The sequence below is a fragment of the Pedobacter sp. MC2016-05 genome (assembly GCF_026239735.1).
Lineage (GTDB): Bacteria > Bacteroidota > Bacteroidia > Sphingobacteriales > Sphingobacteriaceae > Pedobacter.
Genome location: NZ_JAPIVT010000024.1, coordinates 52752 through 69416, shown reverse-complemented (window position 1 = coordinate 69416; position 16665 = coordinate 52752). Strand labels below are relative to the sequence as shown.

The following is a 16665-nucleotide window of genomic DNA, read 5'->3' as shown; positions in this document are numbered from 1 at the left end:
TTCATAGCGCACAGAACGAACCTAGCTAGATTTGCACAAACTTATTATCTGCTAATAATTAAGAACACCTCTTGACAGATCAATTACAAATGTGAGCATAATACAAAAAATATCTCTATTTTTTACTACTTAAATACAATCCGACTAATGTATTAGCTGGTAGTTTCTACTGACATCGGCTTTAATTTTGAGGATGTTAGCTGGATACTGAATAGCTCTAAATATATTTGAAGATATTGTTTAGATTACGGTCGGACGGGGTTGGAAAATGGAAAGATGCTAATAGTCAAACATGAAAGTTGACGCTGATCTAATTGATTCCTTGAGCATCAATCTTATATCTGACACTATGCCCCTATTAAATACGATCAGCGGAAATTGTTAAGGAATAAGTGAAAATCAAAAATAAAATTTATGAAAATTCTGTGGCAATCTTGGTTTTTTTATTGATTTAATCCATATAATTTCCACCGTAATAATTATGCCTCAATCCGAATCCGGACTGGGGCATAATTCCCAAAACAGTAATCTTAATTGATTACTTGGTATTTTTCTTTTCTGTGACCTCAGCTCTGATTTCCTGAGCAAGGTTTTTCAGATCCTGCATACCTTTACGAACACGCGTTCCGACAGCAGCGATACCTGCGTTGTAGAACTTTTCAGCATCAGCTTCAACCGATGCTACAAGCTCGCTAATTTTTGCATATTTTTCTATGATAAGTGATATTTAAGCGGCAAATATATCAGAATCCCTTAAATCACAAAAAAATTAGCCAAACTCAAGTAGCAGGGGCATTTGCCCCCTGCTAAGCCTCAACAAAACTAAAACTTAATACAAAGACAATCTGCCCCTGCCCTTTTTGTCTCCATAGCAACTTCAGGCTCCTGGACAACTGCCTCACTGGCCATTGCCTTCTGGTCCACAGCCTTGCTGTACACCGACTTCATACCCGCGTCAGAAAAGTCCAAAGTCTTATACTGTGGGTAGGCAGCAACAAATCCCTTTGTTTCCCTGCCAACCTTGAAAAAAGAAACCTCATGCACATTACCACGCTGCAATGACTTCATTAACTGATACTTAAAACCTAGCTTTTCAAGATCAGAGATCATAAAACTGTCAATGGTTATGTGCAGAAAGATCAAATCCGCACTTTCGCCAAAGTTCTTCATGACATATCCCCCATCCACTTTTTCAGCAAAGTCCAGCTTTAGCCACAGGTTCGCTTTCTCCCCACTTTACTACGTCCTTATTGACCGCACGGTCAGAAATGAGATTAAATGATTCCTTGGCGGTTACTCCCTTACCCTTATTGATATAGAAGACCTGCGAAAGCGCATCAACAGCGCCTCCTTTTTGCAAAGTCGCTTCAAAGTTGTTAAAGAAATACACATCAGTCACCTTACTTTTTGAAAAGTTCAGCGCATAAGATATCTTATCAGCTAATTCCGGCTTATCCTTATTAACAGGATCGGCCATCACAACGGACGTCTCCAATTTAAATTTAAATTCAGGCAAAGCCTTTCCGATGGATTCTTTTAGCGCCGCATTCAGCTGCTCCCCAAAACCCAGGTATTTTAGATTATTCTGCAAATACCCAACATTCTCTTCATTCATAGATTAAAGACTTATATATTGTTATTATATTCAGCGACCAAAACGCAGTTGATCCAGGAAACTGCCCGCACCCACAGGCCTTTTCCAATGCGAATAGTCCTGAAAGCCCGTAGCCTGCTTAAAGCGGAAAAGACTGAAGCCTTCGACTGTAAAAAAATATGAGCGGCCAGGAAAACGGCAGTAAAGCTGATCTTCACAAAGCCGGAAATGAAAGGAGAAACAGGAGATTTCAATCCCCTGGAATGTATGAAATGAAAGGCTTTCCGAAAGAGAAACTGGATTTCCAAACTCCTCTGGCGGCTGATGAGAAATCAGGGAATGTACAACAACGTGGTAAAGCGCTCAAAGGCATTTGGCATCAACAAAGTAGTGTTATTTGCTGGGCAAACCATAGAAAATAAATGCAGGATATTTTCGACCGGATGCCCGGGATAAGAGTAACAAGTATTATTAAAGTGGAATAATTTCTAATTTTCTGTCAACTATCTTCTTCGATATCTTAATACCTTTTTGAGAAAAATCAATTTATCAAGGTCATAATACCAAAATTTAAAGCTAGATTTTTAGAGATCAGCAGCATTTTTTTTCAGAAATTTTCTTTATCTCTATTCCCGGATGATTACACCATGTACTGGCTTCCCGAATAAAAGATCTTCATACCCATAGCCTTTGTGATTATTTTATCCTGTCTTGAATGTCATCGCTAGCTGTTTTACGGGCACCATTTTCAAACTGCTTTCCAAACCTGTAGGTAAATGAAAGGATTGCTCTTCGGCTATCAATCCAAATTCTGCTGTACATATTGATATTTTCATAGCGGGTATCATTTCTAAAGTTATTGGTCTGAAAAATATCATTCACTGCTAACTTGATACTGCCTTTATCATTGAGTATGCTTTTTTGCAAGGCGGCAGAAACTGCCCAGTAAGATTGCTCGATCATCATACCATAAGCTGATTTTGAGTTATAAAAAGCATTCAGCTCTGCGCCGAAACCTTTAGCTAATTTAAACGAATTCTGGGTATTTGCACTAAAGCTGGTTTGTTTGTTCTTGCTATTTTGCAGATCGTATTCGTTACGAAAAACATTTACAAAATTTGTTGCCGACCACCACTTGAAATAGTCAACCTGGGCGGTAAAACTCACACCCATATTCACTAAACTTGGGAGGTTTTTTGGCGCTTCGAAAGTCGTATTTGCAGCATCATTCTGTCCCGTTACCCAAGTAATTACATCACTGGTTCTGCTGTAGTTTAAAGACGTAGTAAACTTGTTCTTGAATACATAATTAAATACAATGTTTTGTGTTAGTTCTGGTTTTAGATATGGATTTCCTTCATAGTATAAAGATGGGTCTCTGAACATACGAAAAGGGTTTAAGGAACTATAATTTGGCCTTTCAATTCTACGACTATAAGAAAGTTGAACCTGGTTGTTGGCATTGATATTTTGGTTTACCGCCACATTGGGAAACAATTGAAAGTAATCTCTTGCAAAAACCTGATTGGCAGTGATTTGATTTCCGTTGGTATTGGTGTACTCGCCACGTAAACCCGCTTGTATTGAGGTTTTTCCAAACTCCGCCATCACATTTAAGTAAGCCGCATGAATTTGCTCTTTGTATTTAAAATGATTACTTGACGTTGCATCATACTCCCAATTGTTATTGATGAACCGATGATATACCAAATTATTATCCGCTTGGATGAACGAACTCTTTGCTCCAGTTTCCCATTTTATAGCTTCGCTAAATACGTCGGTGTAATCAAACTTAGCTACATAAACATCGGTTTTAGCAGGCACAGTTCCGCGTCTTCTGGCTAAATTTCCATCAGGAAAATCAGTATTAGGTTTGGAACGGGTATCCAAATTTAAATTAGAGTTGAAACGATTAGGCGCAAAGTCTAAATCTGCAGAGAGCGCTCTACCTTTTTTTCCAAAACGATGCAAGTAGTTTAAGTTGTAGGTTAAACTCTCCCAGCTTTGTTTATCGTAGTTTTGGGTAAACATATCACTTAACAAAGTTCCCTGATTATTTCTAATCAGGTTGCTGGTTTCACTATCGTGGATATAGCTCCCTAAATTTCCGTTCACCAAAAGCCCAATAACATGACTGCTATCAATTTCATAATCGATACCAGCACGAAAATTATGGGTATTTAGTGGCTCATTGGTTTCGGTACGCTGGGTAGATGTTCGAAAATTTGAAACTTGTCCATCGGCAAAACGCCTGATAAAATCCAGGTATTCGGTTTCGCCACGATAAGCGTAGTTATAATTACCATAAATGTTAAATTTTGCAGAACGATAATTCAGGTTAAATCCACCGCCATACCTTGCATTACGACCAGCGCCAGCATTTGTATTGATGGAACCGTTAAACCCTCTTGCTTGGTTTTTCTTAATCACAATGTTGATCATCCCAACATTACCCGCAGCATCAAATTTAGCAGACGGACTGTTGATGATTTCAATTTTAGAGATGGATGAAGAATTGGTTGCTTTTAATAGTATTGCCAGTTCTGCTGCATTTAAATAGGTCAGCTTGCCATTGATCATTACGTTTACACCACTTCTTCCTTTTAGGGAAATGTTACCATCACCATCTACCTTCACCCCTGGCGCTCTTTCCAACAATTCTAAGGCTGTACTGCCTTCGGCTAAAATGCTATGCTCTACGTTTAAAGTCATTTTATCCATACTTTGCTCTATCACTTTCCTTTGCCCAGTAACCTGTACCGCTGCTAATTGTTTCGCATCATCCGCCAGTTGAATATCTGAGAAATTAAAGACCTTATTTGAAGCATTAACCTGGAAGTTAGGTAAGGTTTGGTTGATATGACCCATGCTAGAAATTACCAATTTATAAGTTCCGTTTGGCAAATTTGCAAACGAAAATTTACCAACAGAATCTGTTAATACGCCCTTAAAAATTTTATCATCGCTTTGCTTTAAGGCTACCGAGGCATATTCTATGGGTTTGCCCAAAGTAGTTTTTACTACTCCCAAAATACGCCCCTCTTGTTGTGCAACAGCAATTTGTGTCCACAGCAATAAAGCAATAAACCCTAAAATTTTGCGCAAAAAGATATCCTTGACAGCCAATTTAGCTGTAGTACACGTACATTTCATTCTGTATGATTTTAATTGATAAGCGCTTAATTGGGTTCGCTTAAGCTGCTGAATTTCTTTTTTGATTTTTTCCTTTTGCCCCACCAAACGTAAAAGCCGGTAACGGGCAAACTGGCGCAAATTAAGCTAACTATGAAGTAGATTATTTTAGTCGTAGTTCCGCCAATTTCGCCAACGTGTAAGCCATAATTAGAGCGTCTAATCCAAGCGGCGAGGTCTTCATTTCTAAGTCTATTTCTCGATGCTGGAAGTTCTTTTAAGGTATATTGATCTAGGTAAACATCACGCCAGGTACCTTTATACATATCAACACAGATGTAAAGTGCATCAGATGCGCTCTCGGGGAAGTTGACAATAATTTGATCTGTATTATGTTCGCCAATTTTGGAAACTCCTAAGTAAAAGGCCTTGTTTACCTGCTCTAACATATTTGTTTTAAGATTTGTGGTGGTGTCAGAAACAGCTTCAATTCTTTTTTTCTCTGTGCTATCTCCTCCAGCCAACCAATATACACCAGCATTAACCCAGGCAAAACTCATAATTAAACCGGTAAAAGCTAAAATAAGTGCAACAATAATGGAGTAGAAACCTAAAACGTTGTGTAAATCGTAATTTACACGCTTAAACTTACCGCTCCATTTAATTTTAAAGCTCTTATTAACATTAGCTTTTTTCAGGTTTTTGGGCCACCATAAAATCAATCCGCTAATGAGCAGTAGAAAAAATATAAACGTGCCCCAGCCTGTTACTTGACGACCAATTTTTTGTGGCAACCACAAATAATAATGGCCGTCTTCAAAAAAGTGAAAAAAATCATTTAACTGGCCAATAGCTACAACTTCTGCATTGTATGGATTAACAAAAACGGTAGAATCCATTTCATGAATCCTGAACCTTGAGGTCATTCCTTGGCCATGGTACCAAACTGATTCTATTTCTCTATTGGGCACCGCTTTTTCTACCGCCTTGTAAAGTACTGAAGGTGGCAACATTTTACCGCCTTCAGGAATTTCTACCCGTGTCCAAGGTGAGGCATATTTGTTAATTTCTACCTTAAAAACAAGTATGCAGCCCGTAATTCCGAGTATAAACACAACAATACCAGATGCTAACCCTAGCCATAAATGCAGCCACGCATTAATCTTCTTAAATGTCATTGTAAGCTGCTGGTATTATTTTAGTTTTTCTATTCTCAGGATGTAATCGATACCTCCTATAAACTCAACCCCTTTGGTAAGCTCATCGGTTGCGGGATTGTACTGCCAGATGTAATCTTTATCCGCAGAATTTACTGCAATAAAAACTTTTCCATCTTCAACAATTACGGCATTTACCATCCGTTCTCCTTTATCCACAGGTAAGTTTAGTTTTTTAATAAACGACCCGTTTCTAGCATCTACTATACAGAAATAATGGTCGGTATCGATAGATTGACCTGCAATTCTTGAACGCACAATGGCTTTTCCATTACCGATGTACCACATTGCCGGCACCATTTCGTTATTAGTAACTGCAGAAAAATTGAAGAAGTAAGTTGGATCGATCACTGTGGTTCCACTTTTGATACGGTACATTACCGATGGAGAATTGTAATCGTAATTATTTACCGGATCACTGATAAAATAAAGATCGCCCAACTCATCTACAAATGAAGATGGCGCATATACATTTGGACCGCCTAAACCAGTAGTACGAGTATCAGACAGAGATTTTTCTACCGTCATGGTTGCATAGTCTATTATCGCTACTAACGACTCCTGGTATACCGGCATGTTGGGATATTTGGTAAAATCTGTCGAAGAAAACCCATAACCTAAATATAGTTTGTTAGCGCTGTATTGTGCGAAACCGATGTTGTAACCATCGAAACCCGTTGGAATGCTTTTGAGGCTTAGTTTACCCGTTTTAATCGCCATTCTGTCTACGTTAACAACAGCGTAACGCCCCTCATTATTGCCAACCCCGAAGATGACCAAAGTACTTGCATCTTCCCAAGCATACGAGCTCCACTCTAACCACGAAAAAGGAATTTCTTTATCGGTTACCAACACCCCATTTTCAACGTGATATTTGCCTAATTTTCCGCTGGATGCGTTGGCGTGATAATAAAAACCATCCCTTTGGATAATATCTTGCGCATAAACTTTACCCGTCATTTCGGCGCCGTTATTAGCCAAACTAATGGTACCGCTGGTTAACGACCCTATGCCGGCAATGTAATAAGCGGTATTTGGCCAGCTACCAATGCATAGTACTGCCGAATATTTAGTTTCGCCTTGGTCTGAACCCCCTGCTGGCTTTTTACAGCTGTTGATAACAACAATCAATAATACTAGCGCAATAGCCTTTATGGCACTACTTATATATTTTTTCATCTTTTAAAAATTTATTTACTAATGAATGAAATACCTCAATTTCACGGCAAATGATCTGCCTGGTTTTTGTACACTATAGTTATCAAAAGCTACTACATCAGTTAAGTTTCTGCACTCGGCAGATAGGTTGTATTTGCCATTTTGAAGCGCATAATTTACAGATGCGTTGTGTATAAACTGGGTAGGTACAAATTGTTTTCCGTTTAAACTGCCACTACCTTCCCAGGTTAAATAGAACCAGTTTACATATTGTGTAAGCCAGTTAAATTGTATACGTGTGTTTTTACCTAACAGGTTGTCTTTACCAATGGTGAAATCTGCATTACCGAATAAGAAAGGTTGGTTTGGCAGTTTATTTAGGTAAGTGCTTTCATAGTTGATAGATTCGGTTCTACCATATTGTGTTGTACTAATTGCGTTTTGGTAAGTTAAGTTTAAGTTTACCGTAATTAACTGATCATAGGCGTATCTTAATTCGCTTTCGAAACCTGTAATTCTAACTGCCGATACGTTTTGATTTTTGATGACCTTTGTGCGTTGATCTGGCAGTGGAGCAATAAAATCTTGCGCATTACGATAAAAACCAGAAGCCTCTATAAAAAACCTGCTCTTTCCAATTGTTAAGCCATAATACGCCCCCAAATTTACGTTGTCGCTGTTTTCGGGCCTCAAATCTGGATTACCCTGTACATTTAAGCCATCGCCGAACATTTCTTCTGCTTCTTGTAACCGATAAGCATGCTCGAAGGAAGCCTTAATTCCTAAATCAGGTAAAATTTTGTATCTGGTTGCAATACCGTAACCTAAATTGCTAAAAGTAGTATCTAACTTAGTTAAAACAGCGTTGATATACTTATTACGTTCTAAGCCCAAATGATAATATTTTACGAATGCCGTATTCACCAATCTCTTATCTAAAAGGTCTTGTTGATAGGCAAAACCAGCAATCTGTTTCCTGAGCAAACCTGGCATATCATCATGATCTGTAACTAAAGCGTTGAAATTTCTATTCTTTAAATGATCTAAAGTGTAGTTTAAATTGAAAGAATGCTCGCTGTTGATTGTATAGCTTGCGTTAGCCATGGCATAGGTTCTTGGTCTAACCATGTGCGTAATATTCTTAATATTATTCATCTCGGTAGTGCCTCTATCAGGAGAATAGGAACCATCCCAGAAATACAATCTGGTTGCAGTATCTGTAGTAATGTAGGTATCTTTTGATTTTGCCGCAAAGGCTGTTAAGCTTAAACCCTTGGTAAACAGGTTATCTTTCTTGTAGCGCAAGGTTAAATTTTTGGCATTGCTTGCTCTGGTAACCATTCCGTAAACAATATCCTGCTCAAAACCGGTCTGTAATTCCTGGTCAACTCTGTTATAACCCGCACCTACAAATAAAACATCGGCCCAGCTCTTGTTGGTTACTCCAGCTTCTAACTGACCTGATACCGACCTATAATCGTCGTGGAAACGCCTTACATCTGCTTTTACATAATCAGCACCGTTTAAATCGGTAATTTCTTTCCCGTTTCTGACACCACCGACTACAACATCTACGTCTTTCATCAGATAGTTGTTTTTAGAGTAGTTAAAGAATCCTGATGCCTTAACTACGATCCCTGTTTTTTTATCAACAAATTGACCAAGCAAAGCTGATCTGTTGGTTGCAAAAGAACCATAACTGTGGCTTACATCTAAATAGTTATTAACGTTTTGGTTGGTAATTACGTTTACCGCACCCCCCATTGCATCGGCTCCCAAAGTTACAGGCACAACACCTTTGTAAACTTCCAGACGATCAGCAAGGTTTACAGGAATGTTGTTCAAGGTAATTGCACTTCCCATTACATCCATTGGTATCCCATCAATAAAGAATTTAACCTGCTTACCAGATAAACCATTAATTGAGAATTTAAAATCGGATCCTAAACCACCCTGCTCGCGAACACGAACGCCGGTACTGCGGTTTAAAATCTGACTTAAATCGGCGGTGGTGTTTGCCAACTTTTTAGTGTCGATGGCGTTTACTGCAAATCCAGACTCTTTAATCTTTTGTGTAGCGGTTTTACCAGTTACATTCACATCATGCATTTGTTGTGATGTACTTTTAAGTGAGAAGTTAACATTTAGTTTCTCGCCTGCTTTTAGGCTTACCTGTTTTTGTTGGGTTTCGAAACCCATTATTGATATGACAACTGTATAAGTACCGGGAGCAACTCCAGTAAACTCAAAATAACCGCTACTATTAGTTGTTGTGCCCATTTTAGTGCCTTTAAATATTACAGATGCGCCACTAAGTGGCCCCGAGCTATCTGTGATTATACCACTTAGGCTACTGTTTTGTTGCGCTTGCGCAATTGATAAATGAAAGGAGAAAATGATAATTAGAAGAAGTTTAAAACGAAACATTTTTATGGTTTTTTAAACATAGTAGCCTAACTTCCCCTTACCCGAAGGTGGAAAATGAAAATATCTAAAATTAGTCTAAATTAATTTAATAACCGATCTATACGAACGATGAAGGCAGATACCCCTCCCAACTGCAGGCCCTTTCTTAGTTCATCAGTTTTGAGGTTATATTGCCAGATGAAGTTGCCATCGGTAGTAGAATTTACGGCAATATGAACTGTATCGCCATTTACCAAAACACATTCCTTGCGGGTTCCTTTATCCAAAGGCAAATCCAATTTTTTAATTACTTTCTGATGAACGATATCCAGTAGGTAAAATTCGAAATGTGAAGTGCTGTAATGGTCAGAAAGGCCTTTATACAAATCCTTTCGCTCCGAACGAACAATTGCTTTTCCATTTCCAACATACCATAAGCCGTAAGCGTGGTTTTTGATCGTTGACGAGGAAAGATTGAAAAAATACGTTGAGTCTACTAATGAACTGTTGGCATTGATCTTAAAAATAGCCGTTGGTAAATCGGCTCGGTTACCCATAGCAATGCCCGGACAGGACATAAAATAGAAATTACCATACTCGTCTGTAAACTCATTGTGCTGCACCGTATTGATCCCTGCCGGATAAGTTGACCTGATTTCCTTTTGAATACCAACACGCTTCATTTGCGGGTAGGTTAACCGGGAGATGTACATGGTATCGCTGGTTGTATAATTGGCACCGTGGATTATAGGATGAAAAGTGTAGCCAATAAACAGTGTGTCTTTTCTCTTATGTACAAAACCAATAGAAGTAGTTTTAAATTTCCCTTGTGGCTTATTAATATCCAATAGTCCAGCAGCGAGTGTTTTCATACCCTTGGTATCAACCAAATAATATTTCGCTTCGTTGGCCTGATTATTCAGACCGCTCAACAATAGGGAGTCTTTTCCCATCCATAAAAAATTCTCTTCATTGTAATCTTGCAACTGCAAATGGGCAACAGCAAAAAGCTTTCTATCTTTTAAAGTATACTTGGTTAAAATATCTGATTTCCGCTGTAATGAGTAATAAAAGCCATCTTTCACAATAATATTTCTGAAGATAGAATCGGGCAGTGCCTCAGTTATTTCTTCTGGCTTAAGTAAACCTGCATCCAAATTGTTGGTAGTTACAACATATTCTTTGGCATCCATATCCATAATATGAATACTATATTTCTCCCTGTGATTTGTAGAACAAGAGCTTCTACAGGCGATGAAACAAACGATGCCAAAGAATACAAAAATAAAGTTTAACAGTCTGACAATGCTTGGTTTCATATTGGATAAGGCAGTAATGAGGATTAAATGGATACTAGATATCAAACTCCTGAATTAACTTTTTCTGAATAACGGGAGGCAAACTGATCAGATTTTTTTCGTTTACGATAATTAAACCATGATTTCCAGTTTTACTATTTAGGATGATATAGGTCTGTCCCCCCTTCAGCTTCACTTTTTCTTTTTCACCATCAAAACTTAACTCGATGTCCTTTTTGGGTGAAATCAAGATACTGCCACTCAATTCAATAATGCCGCTATGTCGGTTCACCTCAGCAAAAGTTTCCGGTGCAATCGTCAGGTTGTATTCTTTAGAACTGATGTGATTAACCTTTAAGCTTGATTTGTTGTGAAATGCAACGAATTCGACAGCTGTCTGTCTGCTTTGATTAAAATAGTAAAAAGAGAGACCAAATAACCCGATCACTAAACTTGCTGCAATTGCGCCTTTCCACATATAAAATGATGCAAAATTTGGTGCTACTTTAACAACTTCTTCTTTAGGTAAAATCGCATCCAATTCCTCCCAAATATCAGCTTTGGCAATCTGTTTGTCTTTTTCACTGTGAAACTCCAGATCATCAACATCACTACTTAGCAACCAAGCTTCAAGCGCTGTACGCTCTTCAGGCGTGCAGCGATTTTCGTGATATTTCGCTAAAAGATCGGCATTTACTTTCATCAACCTAATTTATAAAACAAAACTAATATTTCTGATGCTTTTCAAGAATAGTAGCGCTAACATAAAATTTCCGTAGGTGAAGCTTATTTTTTATTGAAAACAGCAAGCTTCATTTTTAAAGTAGTCATCGCTCTGGTAATGTGATATTCTACCGCCCTTTCAGAAATCATGAGCATTTCAGAGATTTCTTTGTTACTCAAACCATCTTCCCTACTCATTTTGTAGACCTTTTTACATTGACAGGGCAAGGTATCTACCAGTAAATCTACATTTTCTTTCAAATTATTGAAGAATACCTGCTCTTCAGTACAATTACTCGAGTTTATGCAGCCCTGATAGTTAAATTCATCTATCTTCTGCCTGCTTGTTTTATTTCTGATAAATTCAAAAGCTTTGTACTTCGCAGATCGGACGAGGTAGCGTTCAACATTATCAAGTTCGAGTTCTGCTCTTCTTTCCCATAAAGACCTGAAGATGTCCTGTACCATTTCCTTGGCAATCTCTACATCTCTGATGTTATTGTAGCATACTGCATAAACTTTTTCCCAGTATCGGTTATAAACATCTTCAAATGTTTTCCTGTTAATAGAAATGATATGGTTTGTTGCTTCGGCCGACAATTTTAAGGAATTTCGACAAATATAGCTTATTTAGATTAATTATAAACAGAGTTTTCATAAATCTCTTTTCATGTTTTCTGTCGAATTGTGATAGCCCTGATGAATTTACCATTTAAGCCAATTATTATTGGTTTCTCCGCTGCTCTTCCTCAGATCCAGCACTCCTTTTTCTGGTTTCAATTTTCGAATTTCCAAATCGGTATGAAAAATTTAAACGTACATTCCTACTATCGTATTTACTTTTTAAATCATAAACAATATTGCCATAATTAGCTTCACTTCTGGTAATCCCTGTATAAAAAATATCATTGATATTTAAGTTGAGACTTCCCTTTCCCTGAAATATTTTTTTTCCGAAGCTCAAACTGGTTGTGCTAAATGGCAGGTTCACAGTGTTGCCATAAGTTACCCTAGATTGACCATAAAAAAATACTTCGGTCCATAACGTCGGCGAAATTTCGATGTTATTCCCCAATGAAAGATATCCGGTAGTCTGATTAATGTTTTCACGAGCAGCATTATACAAAAAATCGTAGTTACTGTTCGAAATGCCTAAACTATAATTAAGCTGCAGAATTTTAAAGAGTTTATTGCTGTAAGAAGTGTTAAAACCTACGTTACGATAGGCACTTAAATTGGTTTTAAAACTATTGGTGATCTGGGTTTGAGGATCCCGTGTTCGCAGATCTGTGATTACATTTTTAGCAAAACTATAAGAAGTTGCAATGGTGAATTTGCTTTGTAGTGTGAAAGCTAACCTGAGATTATCTGTATAAGATGGACTAAGGTTCGGATTACCACTCCTGGTAGTAAAAGCACTTGTAACCATTACAAATGGGTTCAACTCATTATACAAGGGTCGTCCAATCCTTTTTGAATAGCCCAAAGAAATAGAACTGTTATTTAGCTTTAAGCCAAGCGTAGCATTTGGAAAAAGATTAAGATATTGTTTTTTTACTTCCTTGTTTAAGGTAATGGAATTACCATTGGTAAAGGTCTGCTCCCCCCTCAGCCCCAGCAGCATCGAAAACTTCCCTAAAGCCAACCTTTGATTTGCATAAGCCGCCAAGATGGTTTCTCGATATAAAAAATCATTGCTTCCCATATCACTGGGTTGTTGCATATCATTGCTAAACAAGGAAATAAAATTATTTTCGATCTTTACATTACTGATTTTGAGACCAGTTTCGAAAACACCTTTGCTTAACTTTTTGGTATAATCACTTTTAAAACTATAGATTTCAGATTTTGTAAGCCCATTTTGCATGTACGCTTGGTTTTGATTTGTAGTTAAGAGATTGATGATGGCAATGTTGTTCGTATTTTGATTGTGGTAATCGAAAGTACCTGCATCGGCATCAAAACTAAGCTCTTGTTGATTTTTAGCATCAATTACATGTTTATAGTTCAAGTTTACATTTATCCCTCTTCCAGTGGTTGAGTTTTTGTTGTTAGACCGTGTAAGTGCTGTAGGGCTAAATTGGTTTACGCCATAGGTTTCTGTGTCAGAAAAATAATTGGGATTACGAAGATTGTGAGATCCAGTGATCAGCACACCAAATACATCGGTTTTATTTAAAGAATGGTCAAAACCTAAACGGATATTATTAGATTCGTACCTACTCCTATAAGTAGAAGAGTCCTGTAATCTTTGGTTAAGATCACTTTGATACGTATTCGCTTGTATTTCTTGGTATTGTTTGCCCAAACCAAAACTATATGAACCATAAAAATTGGTATTTCCCGTTTTATAATTGAGCCCAACTGAATTACTGGTGTTTGGAAATTTCCAGCCATGACCACCAGTTATGCTGATGTTGGCATCATAACCAGGTTTATCCCGTTTAATCGTTTTAATGTTAATTAAACCACCAGAGCCGGCAGCATCATATTTTGCAGAAGGATTATAGATGATTTCGAACTGACTGATGTTGGCAGAAGCAGTACCTTCTAATAACGACATTAGATTAGCTCCTGATAATCGGGTTAGTTTACCATCCATCATTACAGCAACCCCTTTCCCTTCTACCATTAGCTCTTCATTATTTTTGAGCACAACACCAGGTATTTTCTTTAAAATGTCTATCGCATTTACGCCAGCTTTTGCATCGCCGTTAACATTAACAACCATTTTGTCTAGTTGTTGTTCAATAAATGGCCTTGTTGTACTAATACCAACTTCATTAAGTTGCACATTTTTATTTTTTAGGGTGATGATGATACTGTCACCATTAAACTCATCTACTCTAAATGGAATATACCCTAAATAATTGATGCTGACATAAAATTTTTGGAAGGGTTTCACAAAAGAGAACAAACCACTTTCATTGGTAAGTAATTTGAGTATAGGTTGATCTGTTGCCGAAAATAAGGACACCGTAGCGTTAGCAATGGGCGCCCGGTTTTCATCTAACACCTTGCCTTTTATAGTTATATTTTGCTGGGATAGTGCTGGTAAGCAGCATAGACTAATAACAATTAACAAATAGATCTTCTTCATTCTCTTTTTTTATAAAGTTGAAGACCCTCATCCTGATCAAAGAATGAATTCTTTGAAAGGCGCAATTCAAACTGCAAGATGAAGGATATCATCTGCAAAATTTTGTATCAAATAAGATCCTAAAAATAATTGAAGAAATGCTTGGATTAGCTGTTTTGAATACTGTAGATTTGAATAATGCGCCTTAAAATACCTATTCTTATTGCCTGCTTTTGTACATTTTATTTCCTTAGCCATAGTGCAGGGTGGTTGAATCGTACAGATAAAACCTGGGGTTTTGCTGTATTTATTAGTGATATCACTAAGGTTTTTATAAGCCCTTCTTTTTTGGTGTTTCTGTTAGATAACATATTAACCTATTTGCTATTCTATTTCCTATACCCAAACAAGGGAATTATTGTTACCCTTAGCCTGTACCTATTAATCGGCCTACCCATTATGATTGGATTGCGCTTTGTTGTAGAAGAGGTGATCTTATTTTATATAACTGGCCATCATAATTATAACCCGAAATATCTTACGTTAAAGTATTATGTTTTCGACAACCTATACTTTACCATCTATTATAATTTTGTGTCAATTGCTTTTTTTGGCGTACAGTACGAACGATTTAAGAAGTTAAAAGAAAAAGAGTTAAAGCTTCAGGCCCGTAATGCAGAACTGTCATTCCTTAAATCTCAGATTAATCCTCACTTCTTGTTTAACAATCTCAACAATATTTATACATTAGTTTATCAGCATTCGGCGAATGCACTTCCAGCGATCAGCAAACTCTCTGATTTATTACGGTACATGTTGTATCAAAAAGATGATTTTGTACCCTTGGTTAGGGAAGTTGAATATTTGCACAACTTTATAGATTTGCAATTGATGAGGTATGATTACATCCCCGAAAGAGCGATAAATATTCAAGCTGATATTGACCCAGCAATAAAAATTATTCCCCTATCACTCATTCCATTTGTAGAGAATTCCTTTAAGCATGGGAACCTGAAAGACCCTGAGCATCCGCTGACTATTAGCCTGAAAATTAAGGAAAATACGCTTATTTTCAAGGTGGGTAATCAAAAAAACGAAAACAGGAAAGATGCAACGGGGGGAATTGGTTTAGAGAACATCAAAAAAAGATTAGAGTTATTGAACCCTGCAAAATATAACCTGATCATAGATGAAACTGCAACTTACTTTCATATTGAACTTAAAATGGTAATTAATGGCTGAAAATTTAAATTGCATGGTAGTTGATGATGAGCCCTTGGCCTTATCACTTTTGTCTGATTACATTTCGAAGATGCCAGGTTTAAACCTGGTGCGGGCCGTCTCTAATCCATTAGCCGCAATCAGTTATCTGAAAATTGAAGAAATCGACCTGATTTTTCTCGATATGCAGATGCCCGAATTAAATGGGATTGAATTTTTAAACCTGCTGCAAAAAAAATGTATGGTCATTGTAACTACCGCCTATAGCGAATATGCATTGGATGGCTATAATTTTGAGGTGATTGATTATCTGCTAAAACCGATCACGATGGCTCGTTTCATGGTTGCTACTGAAAAAGCAACAGACCGATTTAAGATGAACAAGGCATTAGCAGACACCTCTATTTCGCTAAATACAAATGCGGTAAACCATATTTTCATTAAGACTGAGAACAGGATCATCAAGATGAACCTCTCCGATATTTACTATTTTGAGGGCGCTAGGGATTATATCGTGATCCATACCGAAGCAGAGGTGATCTTGACACTTCAAAGCATGAAAAGCATCCAGCAACTTTTACCTGCATATCAATTTATTCGGGTGCATAAATCATATATCGTTGCGTTCGACAAAATTAAATTCATTGAAAGAAACAGGATTAGCATCAAAGAAAAATTAATACCTATAACCGATACCTACAAGGATAATTTCTTTAAAAGAATTGGACGTGATATTAGCTCTGGCTGATTTCATAGGGCTCTCTGGCTTCAAACTCAAAAGATTTTCAGCCTGGAAAACCGTATACATCCAAACTTAATTATATCGAAACCGCAATC

Annotated in this window: 14 protein-coding genes; 3 read left to right on the top strand and 11 right to left on the bottom strand. The window is 37.4% G+C overall.

The annotated features are described in order from the left end of the window. Positions 1 to 538: 538 nt before the first annotated feature. The 3 genes from OQZ33_RS24390 to OQZ33_RS21735 form a co-directional block, all read right to left on the bottom strand. A complete protein-coding gene (locus OQZ33_RS24390; RefSeq protein ID WP_265801582.1) occupies positions 539 to 715 on the bottom strand; it encodes a histone H1 in 177 nt (58 codons plus the stop codon). A gap of 107 nt (positions 716 to 822) precedes the next feature. Beyond that, a complete protein-coding gene (locus tag OQZ33_RS21740) occupies positions 823 to 1170 on the bottom strand; it encodes a hypothetical protein (protein WP_265801576.1) in 348 nt (115 codons plus the stop codon). Positions 1171 to 1192: 22 nt separating this feature from the next. Further along, positions 1193 to 1615 (bottom strand): hypothetical protein, encoded by a 423-nt coding sequence (locus OQZ33_RS21735; protein WP_265801574.1) that lies wholly within the window; start codon positions 1613 to 1615, stop codon positions 1193 to 1195. Positions 1616 to 1773: 158 nt separating this feature from the next. On the opposite strand from OQZ33_RS21735, the gene OQZ33_RS21730 reads away from it, so the two are divergent. Then, on the top strand, positions 1774 to 2016 hold the full coding sequence (locus OQZ33_RS21730; RefSeq protein WP_265801572.1) for a hypothetical protein: 243 nt from the start codon (positions 1774 to 1776) through the stop codon (positions 2014 to 2016). 274 nt (positions 2017 to 2290) lie between these two features. Here OQZ33_RS21730 and OQZ33_RS21725 read toward each other — a convergent pair whose 3' ends face one another. The 8 genes from OQZ33_RS21725 to OQZ33_RS21690 form a co-directional block, all read right to left on the bottom strand. Further along, the gene (locus OQZ33_RS21725; protein ID WP_265801571.1) at positions 2291 to 4747 is read right to left on the bottom strand and encodes an outer membrane beta-barrel family protein; all 2457 of its coding nucleotides are present in this window, start codon (positions 4745 to 4747) and stop codon (positions 2291 to 2293) included. Between the two features lie 26 nt (positions 4748 to 4773). Then, a complete protein-coding gene (locus OQZ33_RS21720; protein ID WP_265801570.1) occupies positions 4774 to 5904 on the bottom strand; it encodes a PepSY-associated TM helix domain-containing protein in 1131 nt (376 codons plus the stop codon). 15 nt (positions 5905 to 5919) lie between these two features. After that, a complete protein-coding gene (locus OQZ33_RS21715) occupies positions 5920 to 7122 on the bottom strand; it encodes a DUF4374 domain-containing protein (protein WP_265801569.1) in 1203 nt (400 codons plus the stop codon). Positions 7123 to 7140: 18 nt separating this feature from the next. Continuing rightward, positions 7141 to 9528 carry a TonB-dependent receptor gene (locus OQZ33_RS21710; protein WP_265801568.1) on the bottom strand — a complete coding sequence of 796 codons (2388 nt, stop codon included), beginning with the start codon at positions 9526 to 9528 and terminating at the stop codon, positions 7141 to 7143. 80 nt (positions 9529 to 9608) lie between these two features. Continuing rightward, positions 9609 to 10826, bottom strand: coding sequence for a hypothetical protein (locus OQZ33_RS21705; RefSeq protein WP_265801567.1), 1218 nt, complete (start codon positions 10824 to 10826; stop codon positions 9609 to 9611). A 34-nt stretch (positions 10827 to 10860) separates the two neighbouring features. After that, a complete protein-coding gene (locus OQZ33_RS21700) occupies positions 10861 to 11508 on the bottom strand; it encodes a hypothetical protein (protein WP_265801565.1) in 648 nt (215 codons plus the stop codon). An 83-nt stretch (positions 11509 to 11591) separates the two neighbouring features. Continuing rightward, a complete protein-coding gene (locus OQZ33_RS21695; protein ID WP_265801563.1) occupies positions 11592 to 12128 on the bottom strand; it encodes an RNA polymerase sigma-70 factor in 537 nt (178 codons plus the stop codon). Positions 12129 to 12252: 124 nt separating this feature from the next. Beyond that, the gene (locus OQZ33_RS21690) at positions 12253 to 14628 is read right to left on the bottom strand and encodes an outer membrane beta-barrel family protein (protein ID WP_265801561.1); all 2376 of its coding nucleotides are present in this window, start codon (positions 14626 to 14628) and stop codon (positions 12253 to 12255) included. A gap of 177 nt (positions 14629 to 14805) precedes the next feature. Between OQZ33_RS21690 and OQZ33_RS21685 the strand changes: the two genes are divergently transcribed. Both OQZ33_RS21685 and OQZ33_RS21680 read left to right on the top strand, forming a co-directional pair. Beyond that, entirely contained in the window at positions 14806 to 15849 is a 1044-nt protein-coding gene (locus tag OQZ33_RS21685; RefSeq protein WP_265801560.1) for a sensor histidine kinase, read from the top strand. Further along, positions 15842 to 16576 carry a LytR/AlgR family response regulator transcription factor gene (locus OQZ33_RS21680; RefSeq protein ID WP_265801559.1) on the top strand — a complete coding sequence of 245 codons (735 nt, stop codon included), beginning with the start codon at positions 15842 to 15844 and terminating at the stop codon, positions 16574 to 16576. The genes OQZ33_RS21685 and OQZ33_RS21680 overlap by 8 nt, the downstream gene beginning before the upstream one ends. Positions 16577 to 16665 lie beyond the last annotated feature (89 nt).

Excerpts from the sequence above, each read along its gene's own strand:
- OQZ33_RS21740 (WP_265801576.1), bottom strand. The coding sequence starts at position 1,170 with ATGAAGAACTTTGGCGAAAGTGCGGATTTGATCTTTCTGCACATAACC.
- OQZ33_RS21735 (WP_265801574.1), bottom strand. The coding sequence starts at position 1,615 with ATGAATGAAGAGAATGTTGGGTATTTGCAGAATAATCTAAAATACCTG.
- OQZ33_RS21730 (WP_265801572.1), top strand. The coding sequence starts at position 1,774 with ATGAGCGGCCAGGAAAACGGCAGTAAAGCTGATCTTCACAAAGCCGGA.
- OQZ33_RS21725 (WP_265801571.1), bottom strand. The coding sequence starts at position 4,747 with ATGAAATGTACGTGTACTACAGCTAAATTGGCTGTCAAGGATATCTTT.
- OQZ33_RS21720 (WP_265801570.1), bottom strand. The coding sequence starts at position 5,904 with ATGACATTTAAGAAGATTAATGCGTGGCTGCATTTATGGCTAGGGTTA.
- OQZ33_RS21715 (WP_265801569.1), bottom strand. The coding sequence starts at position 7,122 with ATGAAAAAATATATAAGTAGTGCCATAAAGGCTATTGCGCTAGTATTA.
- OQZ33_RS21710 (WP_265801568.1), bottom strand. The coding sequence starts at position 9,528 with ATGTTTCGTTTTAAACTTCTTCTAATTATCATTTTCTCCTTTCATTTA.
- OQZ33_RS21705 (WP_265801567.1), bottom strand. The coding sequence starts at position 10,826 with ATGAAACCAAGCATTGTCAGACTGTTAAACTTTATTTTTGTATTCTTT.
- OQZ33_RS21700 (WP_265801565.1), bottom strand. The coding sequence starts at position 11,508 with ATGAAAGTAAATGCCGATCTTTTAGCGAAATATCACGAAAATCGCTGC.
- OQZ33_RS21690 (WP_265801561.1), bottom strand. The coding sequence starts at position 14,628 with ATGAAGAAGATCTATTTGTTAATTGTTATTAGTCTATGCTGCTTACCA.
- OQZ33_RS21685 (WP_265801560.1), top strand. The coding sequence starts at position 14,806 with ATGCGCCTTAAAATACCTATTCTTATTGCCTGCTTTTGTACATTTTAT.
- OQZ33_RS21680 (WP_265801559.1), top strand. The coding sequence starts at position 15,842 with ATGGCTGAAAATTTAAATTGCATGGTAGTTGATGATGAGCCCTTGGCC.